Below are 16634 nucleotides of genomic sequence, written 5' to 3' on the forward strand. Positions count from 1 at the left end.
GCGCACCTGGCGTCCGCGGACCCGTCGCCCCACGGGGGCTCACAGCTCGGCGTACACCACCGCCGCGTCGTCGTGTCTCTTGCCGCGGCCCAGGAACCGCCGCTCCGTGTCCGCCGTCTCCAGAGCGCGGACCCGGTCGATGAGCGCCTGAGGGCCCTCCTTGCGGACGAACGCGAAGCAGTCGTTCCAGTCGCCCTCCCGGAACTTCTCAACCCAGCGCGTGGCCCCGTCCGTGAGCGCGGCCACCGCTCGTACCCGCGACCGCGGCAGCGCTCCGGTCACGGCATGCGCGGATACGGACGGGTCGGCGGCCGCGGTGAAGAAGCCGCCCTCCTTGTTGCGTACCGTCGCGTCGGCGACCGCGGCCGAGGCGAGCGAGGAGCGCGGCAGCCGCGACAGGCGGTCGTCCAGGACGGCGCGGACCGTGCCGTCCCGGCCTTCGATGAGCAGGGCGGAGTCGGAGAGCACCAGGTACTCGAACTGCTCGGCGTCCCAGCGCGCCACCACAACGGTCGCCTGCGGCGTCCGCGGGTGAGAAAGGTCACAGGTTTCCCGGTGGGCTCCGGCGGTGCGCCGGATTGCCTCAGAAAGTATCTCCTGCAGCGTGAAATCGCTTCGCGAAACGGACAGTTCACCTAGAGCACCGCCGAGTCGCGCCGTGAACCAGGGAACGGAGTGCAGACAGCCCGTCCCATCCGGCGGGGGTGTCACGCCGTCGAGCAGGACGAGCGAACCACCCTGTCCTGAGGCCGGAACCGCCACCGATGCATAGTCCTCATTGGGTCGGGCAGGGGTACCTGGGGCCGTTGCGAGTTCGATACGCATTCGGCCAGTCTGCACGAGGTCTTCACAGGATCCGCAACTCCCGGTGAACGTCCGGAACGTGCCGCGTAGTACCAGGTCAGCCGCCTGATTTCGACCGGAATAGTCCACTCCGCCTAGGCTGTGGCGGGGCATCCTGCCAAAGGGCGGAGGAGACGTCCACCCCTGGCTGCGTGCACGGGATGTGCGCGTGCCGTCGGAACTTGCCCACCAACTCCCCGCCGATGTTCACTCCTTCGGGTGGCGGGCAAGGCTGATGGGCGGTCGCTGCTCATCGGCGCTGGGATGGTCTGGAGCCGTACGAGGAGGCGCTCGCGTTGACGGACCGTCACCCGGGCCCAGGGTTGGACGAGTCAGGAATGCGAGCACCGGTGCAGAAGATGCGGCCTCGGCGACGCAAGGGCGGGCAGACGGCGTTCGACGGGGGTGCCTCCGGGGCCTCCGTGCCCGGCGCGGCGACCGAGCCGGACGCGGTGGAGGGAGCCCCGGGCGCGGGTACGCCGGCCGTCACGGGGACGCCCGGTGCGCTTGGCGCTGCGCGTGGCTCCGCCGACCCGGCGCCGGCAGCGCCGGTAACCACAGACACAACTGGCGCCGGCATCACGGCTGATGCCCTTCGCACGTCGTACGCCGCGGGCGGGCCCGCCGCAGCGGGGGCCGGTGCCGACGCGTCCGGTGGTGCCACCATCGCGCCCGGCTCCGCGACCGGTACCGGCGATGCGGTCGCGAGCGGCACTGCCGTCGGTACACCTGGCGGTGCCGGTACACCTGGCGCTGCCGGTGCTGCCGCCGGTACGCCCGGGGCCGCCCGCACGCCCGGTACTCCTCTCGGTGCACCTGGCGCGGTGAACACAGAGGCCGTGGCAGCAGCGTCGGGCGTCTCCGCCGCGAAGGCGTCCGGGGGCGGCGCCGCCGGCTCCCCCGGCGGGCCGAGCCGTGGCGGGTCCGGGCCCGCGGGAACGCCCAGCGCCTCCGGCGCGCCCGTCCCGGCTGCGGTGGACCGCCGCCGCCCCGCGCGCGTGCGTAACCGCCTCATCGTCGCCGTCGCCGTCGTCGCCGCCGCGATCGCCGGAGCGGGCGCGCCCGCCGTCATCGCGGCCTCCGGGCAGCTGCAGGACTCCCAGCGACTGGTGACGGACGCCGAGCGCACCCAGCAGGCGCTCACCCTCGCCCACTCCCTGGCCGACGAGCGCGACGAGGTCACCTCCTACATCGCCGGCGGCCGCCCGAAGGGCAAGGGCCTCTCCGAGCAGCGCAGCGCCCGCGTCGACCGGCAGGCCGACGAACTGCGCACCGACGCCCCCGCCGCGCTGCTCCGCGACATCAAGGACATCGCGGCCGTGCGGAGAGCGGCGCTCACCGGCACGAGCACCGCGCTCGAAGCCCATGTGGCGTACTCCGAGGTCATCGGCGAACTGCACGCGCTCGCCGAGGACCTGGCCGATCAGCTGCCGCCCCGCGCGGGCGCCGGATCGCATGCCTTGGTCTATCTGGACAGCGCCGTCGAGCAGGCGGCAGCCGCCCGCGGTCTGCTGCTCGCCGCCTACGCCGTGCCCCGTACGGCCACGACCACCACCACGATCGACCCGGCCACCGGACTGCCCACCACCGTCACCAGCGAGTCGGCCGCCGCCACGAAGGCCCGGGGCGAGCTCAGCGCGGCAGCCCAGCAGGCCCGCGTCCGGGAGCAGGCCGCCCTCGCCGACTTCCAGGACTCCGCCCCGGCCGCCGACCGCACCTCGTACGACTCCACGGTCACCGGACCCGATGTCACCGCCGCGGAGAAGTACCTGGCCCGTCTCACCGACCAGCCGAAGCTGTCCGCCGGGGACCTCCGCTACAGCAGCAAGAAACTCGACGCGGCCCTCTCCGCCCGTATCGACCTCATGCGCGGCGTCGAGGCGTCCCTGAACGCCCAGCGCACCAAGGACCTGGCCCAGTTGCGCGACGACGACGTGACCGCGCTGGAGATCCGTATCGCGCTGGTCGGCGTCTGCCTCCTGGTCGCGGTCGGCGTCTCCATGGCCATGGCCCGTACGCTCACCCGCCCGCTCGCCGTCCTGCGCATCGGCTCGGCCCGCGTCGCCGGCGACCCGGCCGCGGAGGAACCGATCCGATTCACCGGCCGGAACGACGAGTTCGCGCAGGTCGTACGCTCCGTCAACGCGCTGCACGCGCACGCCGTCGGCCTCCACGAGCGCCTCGCCACGTTCGAGGCCGACCGCAAGCATCTCGTCGGCCAGCGCGAGACCATGGCCGACGAGCGGGAGGCCCTGCGCGCCGAGCTCGCCGACGCCAAGGCGGGCTTTGAGCGGATGCGGCACAGCGTCCACTCGACCTTCGTCAATCTGTCGCTGCGCACGCTCGGGCTCGTCGAACGGCAACTCGCGATCATCGAGCGGCTGGAGGAGCGGGAGCAGGACCCCGAGCGGCTCTCCACGCTCTTCAAGCTGGACCACCTGGCGACCGTCATGCGCCGCCACAGCGAGAACCTGCTGGTCCTCGCGGGCGCCGAGCACGGTCACCACAACATGGGGCCTGTGCCGCTCGTCGACGTCGTGCGCGCCGCGGTCAGCGAGATCGAGCGGTACGAGCGCGTCCGTATCTCCTCTCTTCCGCCGCACGCCCATGTGGCCGGCTTCGCCGCGGACGATCTCAGCCACCTCATCGCCGAACTGCTGGAGAACGCCACGTCGTTCTCGCCGCCCGACGCCTCCGTCGAGGTCTCCGGCTGGCTCCTGGAGAACGGCGAGGTGATGCTCTCCGTCCAGGACGAGGGCATCGGCATGACCGGTGAACGGCTGCAGGAGGTCAACGCCAGGCTGTCCACGTTCGACCCGGATGGCGGCCACGACCAGGAGAGCGACGACGAGCTCGGGCTCGGCCTCTACGTGGTGGCACGGCTGGCCGCGCGGCACGGGCTGCGGGTGCAGCTGCGGGAGCAGAAGCACGGAGGGATCACGGCGGTCGTCGTGCTGCCCAAGCCCCTGCTCGCCGCCGCGCCCGGGATCTCGACGCCGGCTGCCGCCCCCGTGGTCGGGGGCGCGCCCTCCGTGGCCCTGCCCGGCTCGGAGGCCGAGGCCAACTCGAACGTGCTGCCGGGGCGCGCGGGGCGAGATCCGCTCATCTCCGCGGCGGAGCAGTCGTTGCGCGAGGCCGGGGAAACGGCAGAGCGGGGCCGCGGCGAAGGCGACGACGCCGACGCGTACGGACGGGCCGTCGGCGCCGACGACGCCTACGAGCGTGCCGTCGACGACCCTGACACGCACGAGCGGGCCGCCGACGAAGGCGAGGAGCCGGGTGACGGCGGCCCGCCGCCCGCGGAGCAGCCGGGTGACGGCGGCCCGCCGCCCGCGGAGCAGCCGGGGGACGGCCGCCAGTCGCCCGCGGAGCAGCCGCAGGCCGCCCACGTGTCGCCCGAGGAGGGGCCGCAGGCCGGCCTCCAGCCGCCCACCTGGGACCGGGTCACCGACAAGGGGCTGCCCAAGCGGACGCCCAGGGTCGCGCAGGCCCCGTCCGTGCCCAAGCCACGCACGGGTTCTGTGGACGCCGAAGCACTGCGCCGCCGGCTCGGCGGCTTCCAGCAGGGGTCGCGGGCCGGCAGGCGCGACGTCGAGGCCGAGATCGCCGGCGAGGGGGCCCAGTCGCCGAAGGCGAGGGACCGTTCGCCGGAGGCGCCGACAGGGACGGCTGAGTCGCCGGAACGGACGGTCTGGCAGCCGGAGCCGATGGCCGAGTCGCCAGCGCCGACGGCCGAGTCGAGGGAGCGGATGTCGGGCGCGCCCGTGCAGGCGGCCGAGTCCCGGGAGCGAATGGCCTGGTCGCCAGAGGCGGTGGCCGAGTCGCGGGAGCGGACGGCGTCGTTGCCGGAGGCGGTGGCTGAGTCGCAGGAGCGGACGGCGTCGTTGCCGGAGGCGGTGGCTGAGTCGCGGGAGCGGCCGGAGGCGGTGGCTGAGTCGCCGGAACGGACGGCCTGGTCGCCGGAGCCGTCGGCTGAGTCGAGGGAGCGGACGTCGGACGCGCCCGCGTGGACGGCTGACTCCCGGGAACGGCTGACCGAGTTGCGGGAGCAGACGTCCTGGTCGTCGGAGTCGGCGGCGGCCGAGTGGCCGGAGCCGTCGGCTGAGTCGAGGGAGCGGACGTCGGACGCGCCCGCCTGGACGGCTGACTCCCGGGAACGGCTGACCGAGTCGCCTGAGCGGTTGACCGAGTTGCGGGAGCAGACGGCCTGGTCGTCGGAGTCGGCGGCCGAGTTGCCGGAGCCGATGGCCGAGCCGCGGGGGCGGACGGTCTGGCAGCCGGAACCGGCGGCCGAGTCGCCGGAGCCGATGGCCGAGCCGCCGGAGCAGGCGGCGAGGCCTGAGCGGCTGGCCGAGTTGCGGGAGCGGGCGGCCTGGTCGCCCGGGCCGACGGCCGAGGCGTCCCAGGCGGCGCATCCGGCGCCCGAGGTGGCGCAGCCGGGATCCATCGCACGTACCGACGAAGCCAAGGGGGAGACAGTCGAGGAGGCAAGCAGTTGACTGCGCCCACGCATACGCCCAGTACTCCCAACACGCCCACCGGTGACCGTACGGACGGAGCCCCGAGCCGGCAGGGGCTGAGCCGCGAGGCACGCAATCTGCACTGGCTGCTCACCAACCTCGTCGAGGAGGTGCCCGGCCTGCTGTCCGTCGCCGTCGTGTCCTCCGACGGGCTGCTGCTGCTCTCCTCCGATCCCGGACGCCATGCCGAGCAGCCGGTCGCCAGGCCGGAGGGACCCCGGGGGTCCAGCGCGGACCTCGCCGCCATCGTGTCCGGGGTCGGCAGCCTCACCATCGGCGCGGCCAAGGTCATGGGCTTCGGCAACGTCAAGCAGACCATGGTCGCGATGGACGAGGGCAGCCTCTTCGTCATGTCCATCAGCGACGGGTCCCTGCTCGGCGTACACGCCAACCCGGACTGCGACATGAGCGTCGTCGCGTACCACATGGCGCTCTTCGTCGGCCGTGCCGGGCATGTGCTCACCCCCGAACTCCGCAGTGAGCTGCGCCGGTCGATGCATAGCGAGCCGATAGGGAGCAAGTCGATGGAGAGCGCCAAGTGACCACGTCGAAACCGTCGAAGCTGCCGACCAGGGGCGGCGACCGCAAACCGGCCCGAGTACGCCCGTACTCGCTCACCGGTGGCCGCACACGCTTCGGGCACGTGCTGCTCGTCGAGACGTTCGTGGCCGCGCTCGAGGCGCCCGAGGAGCGCCTCGAACTGACCAACGGCTCGTTGTCCACGCGCGTCATGCCGGAGATGCGGGCCATCGTCGAGCTCTGCCGCCGGATGCGCACGGTGGCCGAGATCGCCGCGCTGCTGAAGATGCCGCTCGGCGTGGTCCGCGTACTCCTGAGCGACCTCGCGGACCAGGGAAAGATCCGCGTGTACGGAACCGGCCACGGTCCGGGACAGCCGAACCGCGCGCTGCTGGAAAGGGTGCTGGGTGGACTCCGCCGTCTCTGAACTGCTCCCCTCCGCAAGGCTGGAGGACCCCGAGGAGCAACTGCAGGCCTGGCAGACCGACCGGACGCGCGCCCCCATCGCCACGAAGATCGTGGTCGCGGGCGGCTTCGGCGTCGGCAAGACCACGCTGGTCACCGCCGTCTCGGAGATCCAGCCCCTCCAGACGGAGGCGCTGATGACACAGGCCAGCGAGGGGACCGACGACCTGGTCGCGACCCCGGAGAAGACCACGACCACGGTCGCCATGGACTTCGGCCGCATCACGCTCGACGACGACCTCGTGCTCTACCTCTTCGGTACGCCGGGCCAGCAGCGCTTCTGGTTCATGTGGGACGACCTGGTGCGCGGGGCGATCGGCGCGGTGGTCCTCGCCGACACCCGGCGCCTGCCGGACTGCTTCCCGGCCCTCGACTACTTCGAGAGCTGCGGACTGCCGTACGTCGTGGCCGTCAACCACTTCGACGGCTCCGAGAAGTTCGAGCCCGAGGACGTACGGGAGGCGCTGACGGTGCCGCCGCACATACCGGTTCTGATCATGGACGCGAGACAGCGGATATCCGTGGTCGAGACGCTGCTGGCGCTGGTCGGCCACGCGCTGGACGTCACACCCGAATGAACCTCGGCCCCCGAGCCGAGCCGCCGGGAGCGCCACCACCCGCAGGACCACCACCAGCAGCCACCAGCAGGACCACCACCCGCAGGACCTGACCCCGCCCTGTCCCCGGCAGGTCCGGCCAGTTCACGCCGCCAGGAACCGGCCAGTTCACACCAGTAGGAAGAAGAACCCCGCCATGCGGAAGATACTCGTCGTCGGAGCCGGTCAGTCCGGGCTCCAGATCGCCCTCGGACTGCAGTCGCACGGGTACGAGGTCACCCTGATGTCCAACCGCACGGCGGACGAGATCCGGTCCGGCCGGGTCATGTCCACGCAGTGCATGTTCCACATGGCGCTCCAGCACGAGCGCGACCTGCAGCTGAACTTCTGGGAGCCGCAGGCCCCGAAGATCGAGGGCCTCGGCGTCTCCGTCGCCGCCCCCGGCTCCTTCGACCCGGGCCCGTCGCAGCGCGCCATCGACTGGGTCGGCACGCTCGACGGGTACGCCCAGTCCGTCGACCAGCGCGTGAAGATGGCCGGCTGGATGGAGACGTTCGTGCAGCGGGGCGGCCAGCTGGTGATCCACGGCGCGGCGGTGTCGGACCTGGACTACTTCTCCCGCACGTACGACCTCGTGCTGGTCGCGGCAGGCAAGGGCGAAGTGGTGTCGATGTTCGGCCGGGACGCCTCCCGCTCCCCGTACGCCGAGCCGCAGCGCGCCCTCGCCGTCGCCTACGTCCACGGGCTCGGCCCGCGCCCCGAGCACCCGGAGTTCGACGCGGTCCGCTGCAACCTGGTGCCGGGAGTCGGCGAGCTCTTCGTCATGCCGACCCTCACCACCTCCGGCCGCGCCGACATCCTCTTCTGGGAGGGCATCCCTGGCGGCCCGCTGGACGTCTTCCAGGGCGTCAAGGACCCGTCCGAGCACCTGGCGCTGACGCTGGAGCTCATGGAGAAGTTCACGCCCTGGGAGTACGCGCGGGCCACCAAGGTCGAGCTGACGGATGCGGGCGGCACGCTGTCCGGGCGGTATGCGCCGACCGTGCGCAACCCCATCGGCCGCCTGCCGGGCGGCGGGGCGGTCCTGGGTGTGGCCGACGTCGTCGTGGCCAACGACCCGATCACGGGTCAGGGGTCCAACTCCGCGTCCAAGTGTGCGGCGTCGTATCTCGCCTCGATCCTCGAGCACGGGGACAAGCCGTTCGACGAGGAGTGGATGCGGGGGACGTTCGACCGGTACTGGGAGACGGCGCAGCACGTGACGAAGTGGACGAACGCCATGCTGGGCGTGCCGCCGGAGCATGTGCTGAACCTTCTCGGTGCCGCCGGTCAGCTTCAGCCGGTGGCTGATCGGTTCGCCAACGGGTTCAACGACCCGGCGGACTTCGAGAACTTCTTCTATGAGCCGGCGAAGACGGAGGCGTACCTCGCGGAGGTGGCGCAGGCGTAACCTGCGCGCGTTCTTCCGTTACCGGGGGAGTGCCTCCCCCGGTAACGGGCTGCGCCCACCGAAAGCTGCGTTGCCGACGTCCCGGCCCAGCCCCCGGAGGTGGCGCAGCCGCCCGCGAGGGCGGAGGACGTCACCTCGTCGGAGGCCCGCCCGAGCGCGGGCCTCACCCCCGCCGCGGCGCCCCCGTCGCCCCATACCCCGTGTCCGCCCCCGCCGTAGCCCCCCGCGGCAGCGTCGGCGGTACGTACGACGTTCCCGTCAGCGCCTTGCCGCCCGGGTCCGGTCGGACGGCTCCCAGGACGGGGTTCGACGCGATCGGGGAGACCTTCACTCTGGCGCCGGGGCGCGGGGCCTGGACCACCTGGCCGTTTCCCAGGTAGATCGCCACGTGTGTGGCGTCGCGGAAGTAGATCACGAGGTCCCCGGGCCGGAGGCTCCGCAGGGGCACCCGCGGCAACTGGGCCCACTGCTCCTGGCTGGTCCGCGGGATCGTCCGCCCCGCGTGGGCCCACGCCTGCGAGGTCAGCCCCGAGCAGTCGAACGACGAGGGCCCCTCCGCCCCCCACTGATACGGCTTGCCGATCTGCCGTACGGCGTACCGCAGCGCCGCGTCCCCGCTCCGGGACGGCGTCCGCGAACCGCTCAGCGCCCCGGCCGCGAGGAACTGCTGCTGGGCCCTGGCCTCCTCGGCCTCCTCCGCCCGTCGCAGCCGGGCGAGCTGCTCGGCCTTCAGCGAGGCGATCAGCTTCTCGACGTCCTTGAGCCGCTTCCGCACCGTGTCGCGGTCGTTCTTCTGCTGCTCTGCAAGCGTGAGTTGACGGTCCAGCGCGCCGCGCGCGCGGGTCGCCAGTACGTCGGACTGCTTCTCACCGCGGGCCAGCCGTTCCACGGCGGCGGCGCGTTCCTTCGCCACCCGCTGGATCACATGTCCCTGGTCGAGCGCGTGCTGCGGATCGCGGGCGAGGAGCAGCCGTACGTACGGGGAGATGTCGCTGCTGCCCTGGTACTGCTGCCGGGCCAGCCGTCCGGCGGCTTCCCGGCTGTCGTAGAGGTCGAGACGTGCCCTGGCCAGCTGGGCGCTCAGCCTGGTGACCTCGGCACGCTGCCGCTTCAGTTTCTCCTCGGTCGCGTTGTACGTCTCCGTGGCCTTCTCGGCGTCGCGGTACAGCCGCTGAAGGTCTTTCAGCAGCTGGGAGACGGAACGCTCGCCGGGCCCGGGTGAGGTGACCGCCGAAGAAGCGGCGGCGGGACCGGCGAAACCGGTCCCCGCGCCGCTGCTCCCGACCACCAGCGCCGCCGTCGTCGCCCCGGTGCAGACCAGCCGCAGAAGTTCGCCTGACACGTCATCACCTCCGCTTGCCGGGTGGGACGTCCACCCACGGTGAGCATGCAACCAGGCGAAGTAGGAAATGCCCTACAGCTGAGCAATACGGATCAAATCGGTCACCCCTTCGGTCCTCGTGCAGGGGAGCCCCGTGAGCGTGCTTTCCCGCAGGACGAAAACGTGCTGTGCCGGGCCGGGGCGGTTCACCCCCCGTTGACCCCCGTTGCTCCAAACAGGTCCCGCAGCAACCGGCCCCTCAGCCGCCCCTCAGTCCCGACCGGGCTTCGACCAGGGCCACCTGAGCCCCCGGCCGGCCTTCCCCTCCGGGTCGAACTCGTACCGCCACCCGCGATGCAGCGACAGTGCGCGGCCGGCGGGGGCCACCGGGACCCGGCGGTAGACGAGCACGGTCGGCGGGCCGCCGGCGGCGTCCGGCACCGGCACCCGGTACACCTTCGGGGGATGGCCGGTGATCCCGAGCAGCACCGGCAGGACGCGGCCGTCCAGCGGCCCGCCCACGAAGGGGGTGTTCTCGCTCTTCACGGCACCAGTGTCACAAACCCGGGCCGTCCGCGGCCTCCCGCGCCACCACGTCCCGCAGCACCTCGGCGGTCCCCGGGTCACGCCCCGCGGTCACCGTGAGCACCGCGATGAACTGTTCGACGAGCCAGTCGCGAAGCTCCTCCAGCGGCGGTTGCTTGTCCTCGTCCAGCCAGATCAGCGAGGCCGCCTCGACGGCGGTGATCCACACCCGTACGGTCATCCGCAGCCGCGGGCCCGGCTCGGTCGCCCCGAGGTGGGACAGGACCTGTTCGGCGGCGGCCCTGCGCACGCCGTCGACGATGGCGGTCGTATGCGAGGTCTCCACGACGCTGCCGCCCTGCAGCAGGGCGCTGAACCCGGCGTCGTGCTCGTTGACGAAGGCGAGATAGCGGTCCAGCGCGCGGCACAGCCGCTCCGCCAGCGGTCCCTCCGGAGGCTCGTCGAAACACTGCTCGAGGGCGTCCGCGGCCGACCGCAGCGCGGCCTCGTACAACTGCTGTTTGCCGCCGGGGAAGTAGCGGTAGACGAGCGGGCGCGACACTCCGGCCGCCTCCGCGACGTCGTCGAGCGAGACGTCCTCGGGCGCGCGGTGCGCGAAGAGGGACAGAGCGGCGTCGATGAGCTGGCTGCGCCGCTCCTCCACGCTGAGCCGTCGATACGCACGGGTGCCGGCTGGCGAGGTCATGGCGGGAAGCCTAACGTCCGCCGGTGGCCGGCCAACGGTCAGGCCAGCGGCCCCGACGACCGCCACAGCGCGCGTCCTGCGCACCATGCCGTGGCCGGGGCTCAGGCCAGCAGCCCCGACGACCGCCGCAGCGCGCGTCCCGCGCCCCGTGTCGTGGCCGGGGCTCAGGCCAGCAGCCCCGAGGACTTCCACAGCTGCCGTCCTACGCCCCGCAGCACCCCGATGTCGTCCAGGAAGTCCGTCAGTCGCCTGGCCCCGGTCTGCATCACCTCGCGGCGGTGCCCGCTGGCCCTGACCTGGGCCACGGCCTGGCGCTTGTCGAGGCCGACGTTGGTGTACACCTCGGGGTTGATGAAAGCGACCGAGAAGACCCGGGCGAACTCACCGGAAGTGATCCTCGTGAACTCCTGCGACCAGCGCGGCGCCGTCATCATCTGGCGGCGCAACTCCTCGCGCGCGTAACGGACATGGCGCGCCTCCTCCACGACATGGATGCGCGTGACCCCGCGGATCAGCGGCTGGATGCGCTCGTCGGGGAAGGTCAGCCGCTGCATCCAGTCGAGGATCTCCTCGCCGAGCAGCGTCGCGGTGAAGGAGCCGGGGGTCGTGGAGATCGTCTTGAACACCCGGCCGAGGTTGTTGTGCACGCGGCTCACCGGGTAGTGGGGGGTGCCGCCGCGGCTGATCAGGCGCGCGAACATCTTCGAGTGCCGGCACTCGTCCTCGATCTCGGTGAGGGCGTACCGCACGTGCGCGCTCGTCGCCGCCTTGTCGTAGATGTGCCGTACGAGCAGCTGCATCAGGATGATCTCGAACCAGATGCCGAGCGAGGCCAGCGCCGCGGCCTCGTGCTGGGAGAGCAGGATCCGCTGCTCCTCGCTCATCCGCTTCCACAGCGGTGTGTCGTACAGCGACACCAGCTCCGGCGGCCAGAACCACTTGCCCTCCTCGAAGGGCGCGTCCCAGTCGAGCTCCTTGTCCGGGTCGAAGGAGTGCCGGGCGGACGACTCGAGCAGCCGTTTCGCCACCTGCTCCCGGTCCTTGAGCACGCCGAGCGCGTCGCGCAGCACCTCGGCCTCCGTCGCCGTCGTCATGGCTGTCCCCACCTCGTCGTAAGGGTTTTCCGCGCCGCAGCGCGGAGGTTACCGGCGGTCGCGTCTTATGAGACTGGCTGTCAGTAAGGTCGTCAATCCCTTGCGTAGGACTTGTTGACTGGACGTCTACTTGTTGACCGGGTCACTGTGAGGTGTGAGCCTGCTGTGTATGTCGACGCAGCAGCTCTACACCAGCGACCCGGGCGAACCGAACTGGGTGGTCCCGGCGTCCGGCGCCGCCCGCTTCAGCTGGGAGTACGACGACGGACGCGACCGGCTCCTCGCCCTCTACCAGAAGGGCAAGGACAAGCAGTGGGACGGCCAGACGCGGATCGACTGGGACCTGGAGGTCGACCCGCACGACGCGCTGGGCACCCCCGACGAGGCGATGACCCTCTACGGGACCCCCCACTGGGCGAAGATGACCGACAAGGACAAGGGCGAGCTGCGGCAGCACTACGCGGCATGGCAGTTCAGCCAGTTCCTGCACGGCGAGCAGGGCGCCATGGTCTGCGCCGCCCGCATCGTCGAGTCCGTCCCCGACCTCGACGCCAAGTTCTACTCCGCGACCCAGACCATGGACGAGGCCCGGCACGCCGAGATCTACGGCCGGTTCCTGCACGAGAAGATCGGCATGCTCTACCCGATCAACGACAACCTGCAGGCGCTGCTCGGCGACACGCTGCGCGACTCCCGCTGGGACATGCCGTACCTCGGCATGCAGGTGCTGATCGAGGGACTCGCGCTGGCCGCGTTCGGCATGATCCGCGACACCACCGACAAACCGCTGCCCAAGCAGATCCTCGCGTACGTCATGCAGGACGAGGCCCGGCACGTGGCCTTCGGGCGGATGGCGCTGCGCGACTACTACAAGCAGCTCACCGACGCCGAACTGCGCGAACGCGAGGAGTTCGTCATCGAGGGCTGCTACCTGATGCGCGACCGGCTGCGCGGCGTCGAGGTCCTGGAGAACTTCGGCATCCCGAAGGCCGAGGCGGAGGCGTACAGCGAGCGGTCCGAGTTCCTGCGCCTGTTCCGGCAGCTGCTGTTCAGCCGCATCGTCCCCTGCGTCAAGGACATCGGTCTGTGGGGCAAGCGGCTGCAGGAGGCCTACGTCGACATGGGCGTCTTCGAGATGGGCGACTCGAACCTCGACCTGCTGATGGCGCAGGACGAGGAGATCGCCGAGAAGCTGGACGCGGAGCGCTTCGCGGCGGAGGAGCGGGAGCGGGTCACGGAGGTGCAGGAGGCGATCGACCGGGGGCGGGCGTCCTGACCTCGGACCGGTCCGGGCCGGGTGGTCAACACTCCGGGCGTCGATCGCTCGAGAGAGGGGCAGCCCTGCGTTCGCGCTGGGTAGGCTGGACGTACCAGGCAGACTCGGCCGCATGGGAGCAATCATGAGCGCCGCACGCGAGTACGGGCTGGACGACCAGTACGAGTGGGCTCGCCCGCCGGCCGGCGGCTGGACGGCGGACGATCTCGACCGACTCCCGAATCTCCCTCCGCACACGGAGCTGATCGACGGGAGCCTTGTCTTCGTGAGTCCGCAGACCTCGTTTCACTCGCGCACCATGCGCCTGCTGGATAATGCCCTGCTGGACCAGGCGCCCGACGACTTGGACGTCATCCGAGAGATGAGCGTCAAGCTCAACAAGCGCAATCGGCCAGAGCCCGATGTCCTGGTGTTCCGCGCGGACGCGGACACCGGTCCCCGGCAGACCTGGTACCGCCCCGAGGACGTCATCCTCGCCGTAGAGGTCGTCTCCGATGATTCCGAAGACCGCGACCGCGACGTCAAGCCCCGCAAGTACGCGGCTGCGGGCATCCGGCACTACTGGCGCGTCGAGGAGAACGAGGGCCTGCCGGTCGTGTACGTCTATGAACTCGACCCCGCCACGAAGTCGTACACCCCCACCGGTATCTACCATGACCGGCTCAAGCTCACGGTCCCGTTCGACATCGACATCGACCTCACCGCGATCAACCGGCGCCGGCGGACCGGGGGGGAGCCGCAGGAGGAGCCGCAGGTCTGAACAGCCACCCCGGCATACACGGCCCCTAGGCAGCAGGGCACCGCTCGTCGACCTTGCTGCCCTTGCTACTGGTCAGCTCGCCTTCGCTCCTTCGTCTCCTTCGGCGGAATCGCCACCGCCCCTTGCGGTGGGAAAGACGTCCGCAGAGTGAAGGAGTACGCCGTGGGGCCGTGCTTCCGCAGACGCAGCAGGCGTTCTTCGGCTTCCGTGACCGTCGGGCGGTGACCTGCCGGGACCCACCCCAGCGCGGCGACCGCCTCTGAAGCCGCTCCACGGCCGCCGCTCGGATGACCACACCTCAGTCGAACCTCTTCTCACCTCAACCCCCGCTCGCGGGTGAGCACTTGTGAACGGACGCCTTACGGCCGGGAAACCGCACCCTCGCCGGGCAGGCCCTAGCGTCGCGCGGCATGACGGGGAACACATCCCACCACAGGCAGATGCCCGCCGGGCGGACGACCACCGCCCGGCTCCTCCGACTCGCACCCTCCCTCGCCGACGCGGGAAACAGCCCTGGCGTCGGCAGCCCATCCGGGGCCCGTTCCGGCTCCGGCACGGGACCCGGCCGTCGGCTCCGTCAGCTCCCGGGCTGGCGCAGCATCCGCGGCCGCGTCGCCGTCGTACTCGCCGTGCCGACCTGTCTGCTGCTCTCCCTCACGGGGCTCGGCGTCGCCGACCGGGCGGCCGACTGGTCCGCCGCCCGTGACACCGTCGACCAGGTCGGTCTGCTGGTGCAGGCCCAGGGCCTGGTGCGCGAGCTGCAGCGCGAACGCGGCCTCACCAACGGTCTGTTGGGCGGGGCCGGGAAGTACCGTGACGACGTCGACGTGCAACGCGCGCGTACCGACGGCGTCCTCGCCGAAGTGGAAGCGGTGCTCCACGAGCAGAGCGGTGATCGCCCCAGCGCGGCCACCACCGCCCTCGAGGACGCCCTGACGCCGCTGGACAGCCTCGGCATCACGCGTGACGAGGTCGACGCCGGTTCAGCGGACCGCACCCGCACCCTCGCCTTCTATACCGAGGCGGTCACCGCGCTCATCGGCGCCCAGTCCACGCGCATGCCCGCGGGCGACCACCGCATCACCGACGGCATCCAGGCGCTCCAGGCGCTGGCCCGCGCCACCGAGGCCGTCGCCCTCGAACGCGGCTCCCTCAACGGCGTCTTCGCCGCCGGACGCTTCCGTGCCGGCGAATATCTCGCCTTCACCGAGATTCGCGCGACCCGCGTCGCCGCCCTGGACCAGTACGCCGAACTCGCCACGCCCGCCCAGGAGTCCGAGCTCGACGCCGTGTTCGACACGGCCGCCGCGCGCCGCGCCACGGCCTACGAGAAGCGGGCCGAAGGAGGCGCCGACATGTCGACGCTTTCCGTCGACCCGTCCGTGTGGTGGAGCACGATGACGACCCTCGTCGATGATCTGCACGGCGTACAGCGGAAGGTCGGCGAGGACGTACGCGCCCACGCCGCCGACGCCGGGTCCACCGCCACACAGCAGCTCGGTGGGTTCCTCGCGCTCGGCGCGCTGATCCTCGCCGTGGCCACCGCCCTCGCCGTCCTCGCTGCCCGCTCCATCACCCGTCCCCTGAGCGCCCTCGCCGACCAGGCCGACGCGGTCGCCCGCAGCCGGCTGCCCGCGGCCGTGCGGCGGATCCAGGAGGCCGGCCCCGACCACACCGGCGATCTCGATGAACCGGTCGCCCCCGAGACGAAGGAGGGCGGCGACGAGGCGCCCGGGAGCGCACGCGAGATCACCCGGCTCGCGGCCGCCCTGCGCAACGTCGAGCGGACCGCGGTGGGTCTGGCGGGCGAACAGGCCGTGCTGCGCCGCAACACCACCGAGTCCCTGGCCAGCCTCGGCCGCCGCAACCAGGCGCTGCTCGGCCGCCAGCTCGGCCTGATCACCACCCTGGAGAGCCAGGAACTGGACCCGGACGCGCTCGCCGAGCTCTTCGAGCTCGACCATCTCGCCACCCGTATGCGCCGCAACGCCGAGTCGCTGCTCGTACTGGCCGGTGCGGAGAACCCGCCCCGGTCCTGGCCGGGCACGGTCACCATGTCGGAGGTGGTGCAGTCGGCGGTCGCCGAGGTCGAGCAGTACCAGCGGGTGCAGGTCCCGGACCTGGAGCAGTCCCGCGTCCGCGGCCACGCTGTCGCCGAGGTCTCCCACCTGCTTGCCGAACTCGTCGAGAACGCCCTGGTGTTCAGCCCGCCCGCGCAGCCCGTGGAGATCTACGGCTGGCGGGACGCGGGCGAGTACTGCCTGGCGATCGTCGACCACGGCATCGGCATGAGCGACGAGCAGCTGGCCCGCGCGAACGCGCGGCTGTCCGGCCGCGAGTCGTTCCTGATCACGCCCGCGGGCTCCGCCGCCAGGGCAGGCGGCACCCTCGGCCACTACGTCGTCGGCCGACTCGCCGCCCGCCTCGGCGCCCAGGTCGAGCTCCGCCGCTCCCAGGGGCAGGGCACGACGGCGTACGTCGCGTTGCCTGCCGCTATCGTCCAGCGCCCGGACCAGCAGCCGGCCGCTTCGGCGCAGGCGCCAGGCTGAGCGAAGGCGTCTGCGCGGCGCTGGTCGGTCCAGCTGACTTTTCCCCACC

The 16634-nt window shown here is 71.7% G+C and carries 12 protein-coding genes and 2 pseudogenes; 8 read left to right on the forward strand and 6 right to left on the reverse strand.

Going from position 1 to position 16634, the window contains the following annotated elements; translation table 11 throughout:
- Window positions 1–39: 39 nt before the first annotated feature.
- The gene (locus ACSMXV_RS27855) at window positions 40–825 is read right to left on the reverse strand and encodes a protein phosphatase 2C domain-containing protein (RefSeq protein ID WP_473173946.1); all 786 of its coding nucleotides are present in this window, start codon (window positions 823–825) and stop codon (window positions 40–42) included.
- Window positions 826–1817: 992 nt separating this feature from the next.
- Between ACSMXV_RS27855 and ACSMXV_RS27860 the strand changes: the two are divergent.
- The 5 genes and pseudogenes from ACSMXV_RS27860 to ACSMXV_RS27880 form a co-directional block, all read left to right on the forward strand.
- Window positions 1818–4415 (forward strand): annotated as a pseudogene (locus ACSMXV_RS27860) (sensor histidine kinase); the annotation flags it as partial.
- A gap of 1004 nt (window positions 4416–5419) precedes the next feature.
- Window positions 5420–5905, forward strand: a complete 486-nt coding sequence (locus ACSMXV_RS27865) for a roadblock/LC7 domain-containing protein (RefSeq protein ID WP_473179089.1) — start codon at window positions 5420–5422, stop codon at window positions 5903–5905.
- Complete coding sequence (locus ACSMXV_RS27870) at window positions 5902–6309, forward strand: DUF742 domain-containing protein (protein WP_181655446.1); 408 nt, start codon at window positions 5902–5904, stop codon at window positions 6307–6309. The genes ACSMXV_RS27865 and ACSMXV_RS27870 overlap by 4 nt, the downstream gene beginning before the upstream one ends.
- Window positions 6290–6925: a GTP-binding protein gene (locus ACSMXV_RS27875; RefSeq protein WP_473173947.1), complete on the forward strand. Its 636-nt coding sequence runs from the start codon at window positions 6290–6292 to the stop codon at window positions 6923–6925. The genes ACSMXV_RS27870 and ACSMXV_RS27875 overlap by 20 nt, the downstream gene beginning before the upstream one ends.
- Before the next feature lie 175 nt (window positions 6926–7100).
- Window positions 7101–8354: a styrene monooxygenase/indole monooxygenase family protein gene (locus ACSMXV_RS27880; RefSeq protein WP_473173948.1), complete on the forward strand. Its 1254-nt coding sequence runs from the start codon at window positions 7101–7103 to the stop codon at window positions 8352–8354.
- Between the two features lie 163 nt (window positions 8355–8517).
- Here the strand turns inward: ACSMXV_RS27880 and ACSMXV_RS27885 are convergent, their stop codons facing one another.
- From ACSMXV_RS27885 to ACSMXV_RS27900, 4 genes are all read right to left on the reverse strand, one after another.
- Window positions 8518–9696 carry a C40 family peptidase gene (locus tag ACSMXV_RS27885; protein ID WP_473173949.1) on the reverse strand — a complete coding sequence of 393 codons (1179 nt, stop codon included), beginning with the start codon at window positions 9694–9696 and terminating at the stop codon, window positions 8518–8520.
- Window positions 9697–9945: 249 nt separating this feature from the next.
- On the reverse strand, window positions 9946–10221 hold the full coding sequence (locus ACSMXV_RS27890; protein WP_473173950.1) for a hypothetical protein: 276 nt from the start codon (window positions 10219–10221) through the stop codon (window positions 9946–9948).
- 10 nt (window positions 10222–10231) lie between these two features.
- Window positions 10232–10906: a TetR/AcrR family transcriptional regulator gene (locus tag ACSMXV_RS27895; protein WP_473173951.1), complete on the reverse strand. Its 675-nt coding sequence runs from the start codon at window positions 10904–10906 to the stop codon at window positions 10232–10234.
- Window positions 10907–11070: 164 nt separating this feature from the next.
- On the reverse strand, window positions 11071–12000 hold the full coding sequence (locus ACSMXV_RS27900; protein ID WP_473173952.1) for an AurF N-oxygenase family protein: 930 nt from the start codon (window positions 11998–12000) through the stop codon (window positions 11071–11073).
- 169 nt (window positions 12001–12169) lie between these two features.
- On the opposite strand from ACSMXV_RS27900, the gene ACSMXV_RS27905 reads away from it, so the two are divergent.
- The gene (locus tag ACSMXV_RS27905) at window positions 12170–13276 is read left to right on the forward strand and encodes a ferritin-like domain-containing protein (protein WP_473173953.1); all 1107 of its coding nucleotides are present in this window, start codon (window positions 12170–12172) and stop codon (window positions 13274–13276) included.
- A 124-nt stretch (window positions 13277–13400) separates the two neighbouring features.
- Window positions 13401–14036: a Uma2 family endonuclease gene (locus ACSMXV_RS27910; protein ID WP_473173954.1), complete on the forward strand. Its 636-nt coding sequence runs from the start codon at window positions 13401–13403 to the stop codon at window positions 14034–14036.
- Window positions 14037–14101: 65 nt separating this feature from the next.
- Here ACSMXV_RS27910 and ACSMXV_RS27915 read toward each other — a convergent pair.
- Window positions 14102–14296, reverse strand: a pseudogene (locus tag ACSMXV_RS27915) (DUF3291 domain-containing protein); the annotation flags it as partial.
- Between the two features lie 150 nt (window positions 14297–14446).
- Between ACSMXV_RS27915 and ACSMXV_RS27920 the strand changes: the two are divergent.
- Complete coding sequence (locus tag ACSMXV_RS27920) at window positions 14447–16585, forward strand: sensor histidine kinase (protein ID WP_473173955.1); 2139 nt, start codon at window positions 14447–14449, stop codon at window positions 16583–16585.
- The last annotated feature ends 49 nt before the right edge of the window (window positions 16586–16634 follow it).

Source organism: Streptomyces sp. DSM 42067 (assembly GCF_055792885.1).

What these genes read in the sequence shown, in the direction of transcription:
- ACSMXV_RS27855 (WP_473173946.1), bottom strand. Translation starts at nt 825, where the DNA reads ATGCGTATCGAACTCGCAACGGCCCCAGGTACCCCTGCCCGACCCAAT.
- ACSMXV_RS27880 (WP_473173948.1), top strand. Translation starts at nt 7,101, where the DNA reads ATGCGGAAGATACTCGTCGTCGGAGCCGGTCAGTCCGGGCTCCAGATC.
- ACSMXV_RS27895 (WP_473173951.1), bottom strand. Translation starts at nt 10,906, where the DNA reads ATGACCTCGCCAGCCGGCACCCGTGCGTATCGACGGCTCAGCGTGGAG.
- ACSMXV_RS27900 (WP_473173952.1), bottom strand. Translation starts at nt 12,000, where the DNA reads ATGACGACGGCGACGGAGGCCGAGGTGCTGCGCGACGCGCTCGGCGTG.
- ACSMXV_RS27905 (WP_473173953.1), top strand. Translation starts at nt 12,170, where the DNA reads ATGTCGACGCAGCAGCTCTACACCAGCGACCCGGGCGAACCGAACTGG.
- ACSMXV_RS27910 (WP_473173954.1), top strand. Translation starts at nt 13,401, where the DNA reads ATGAGCGCCGCACGCGAGTACGGGCTGGACGACCAGTACGAGTGGGCT.
- ACSMXV_RS27920 (WP_473173955.1), top strand. Translation starts at nt 14,447, where the DNA reads ATGACGGGGAACACATCCCACCACAGGCAGATGCCCGCCGGGCGGACG.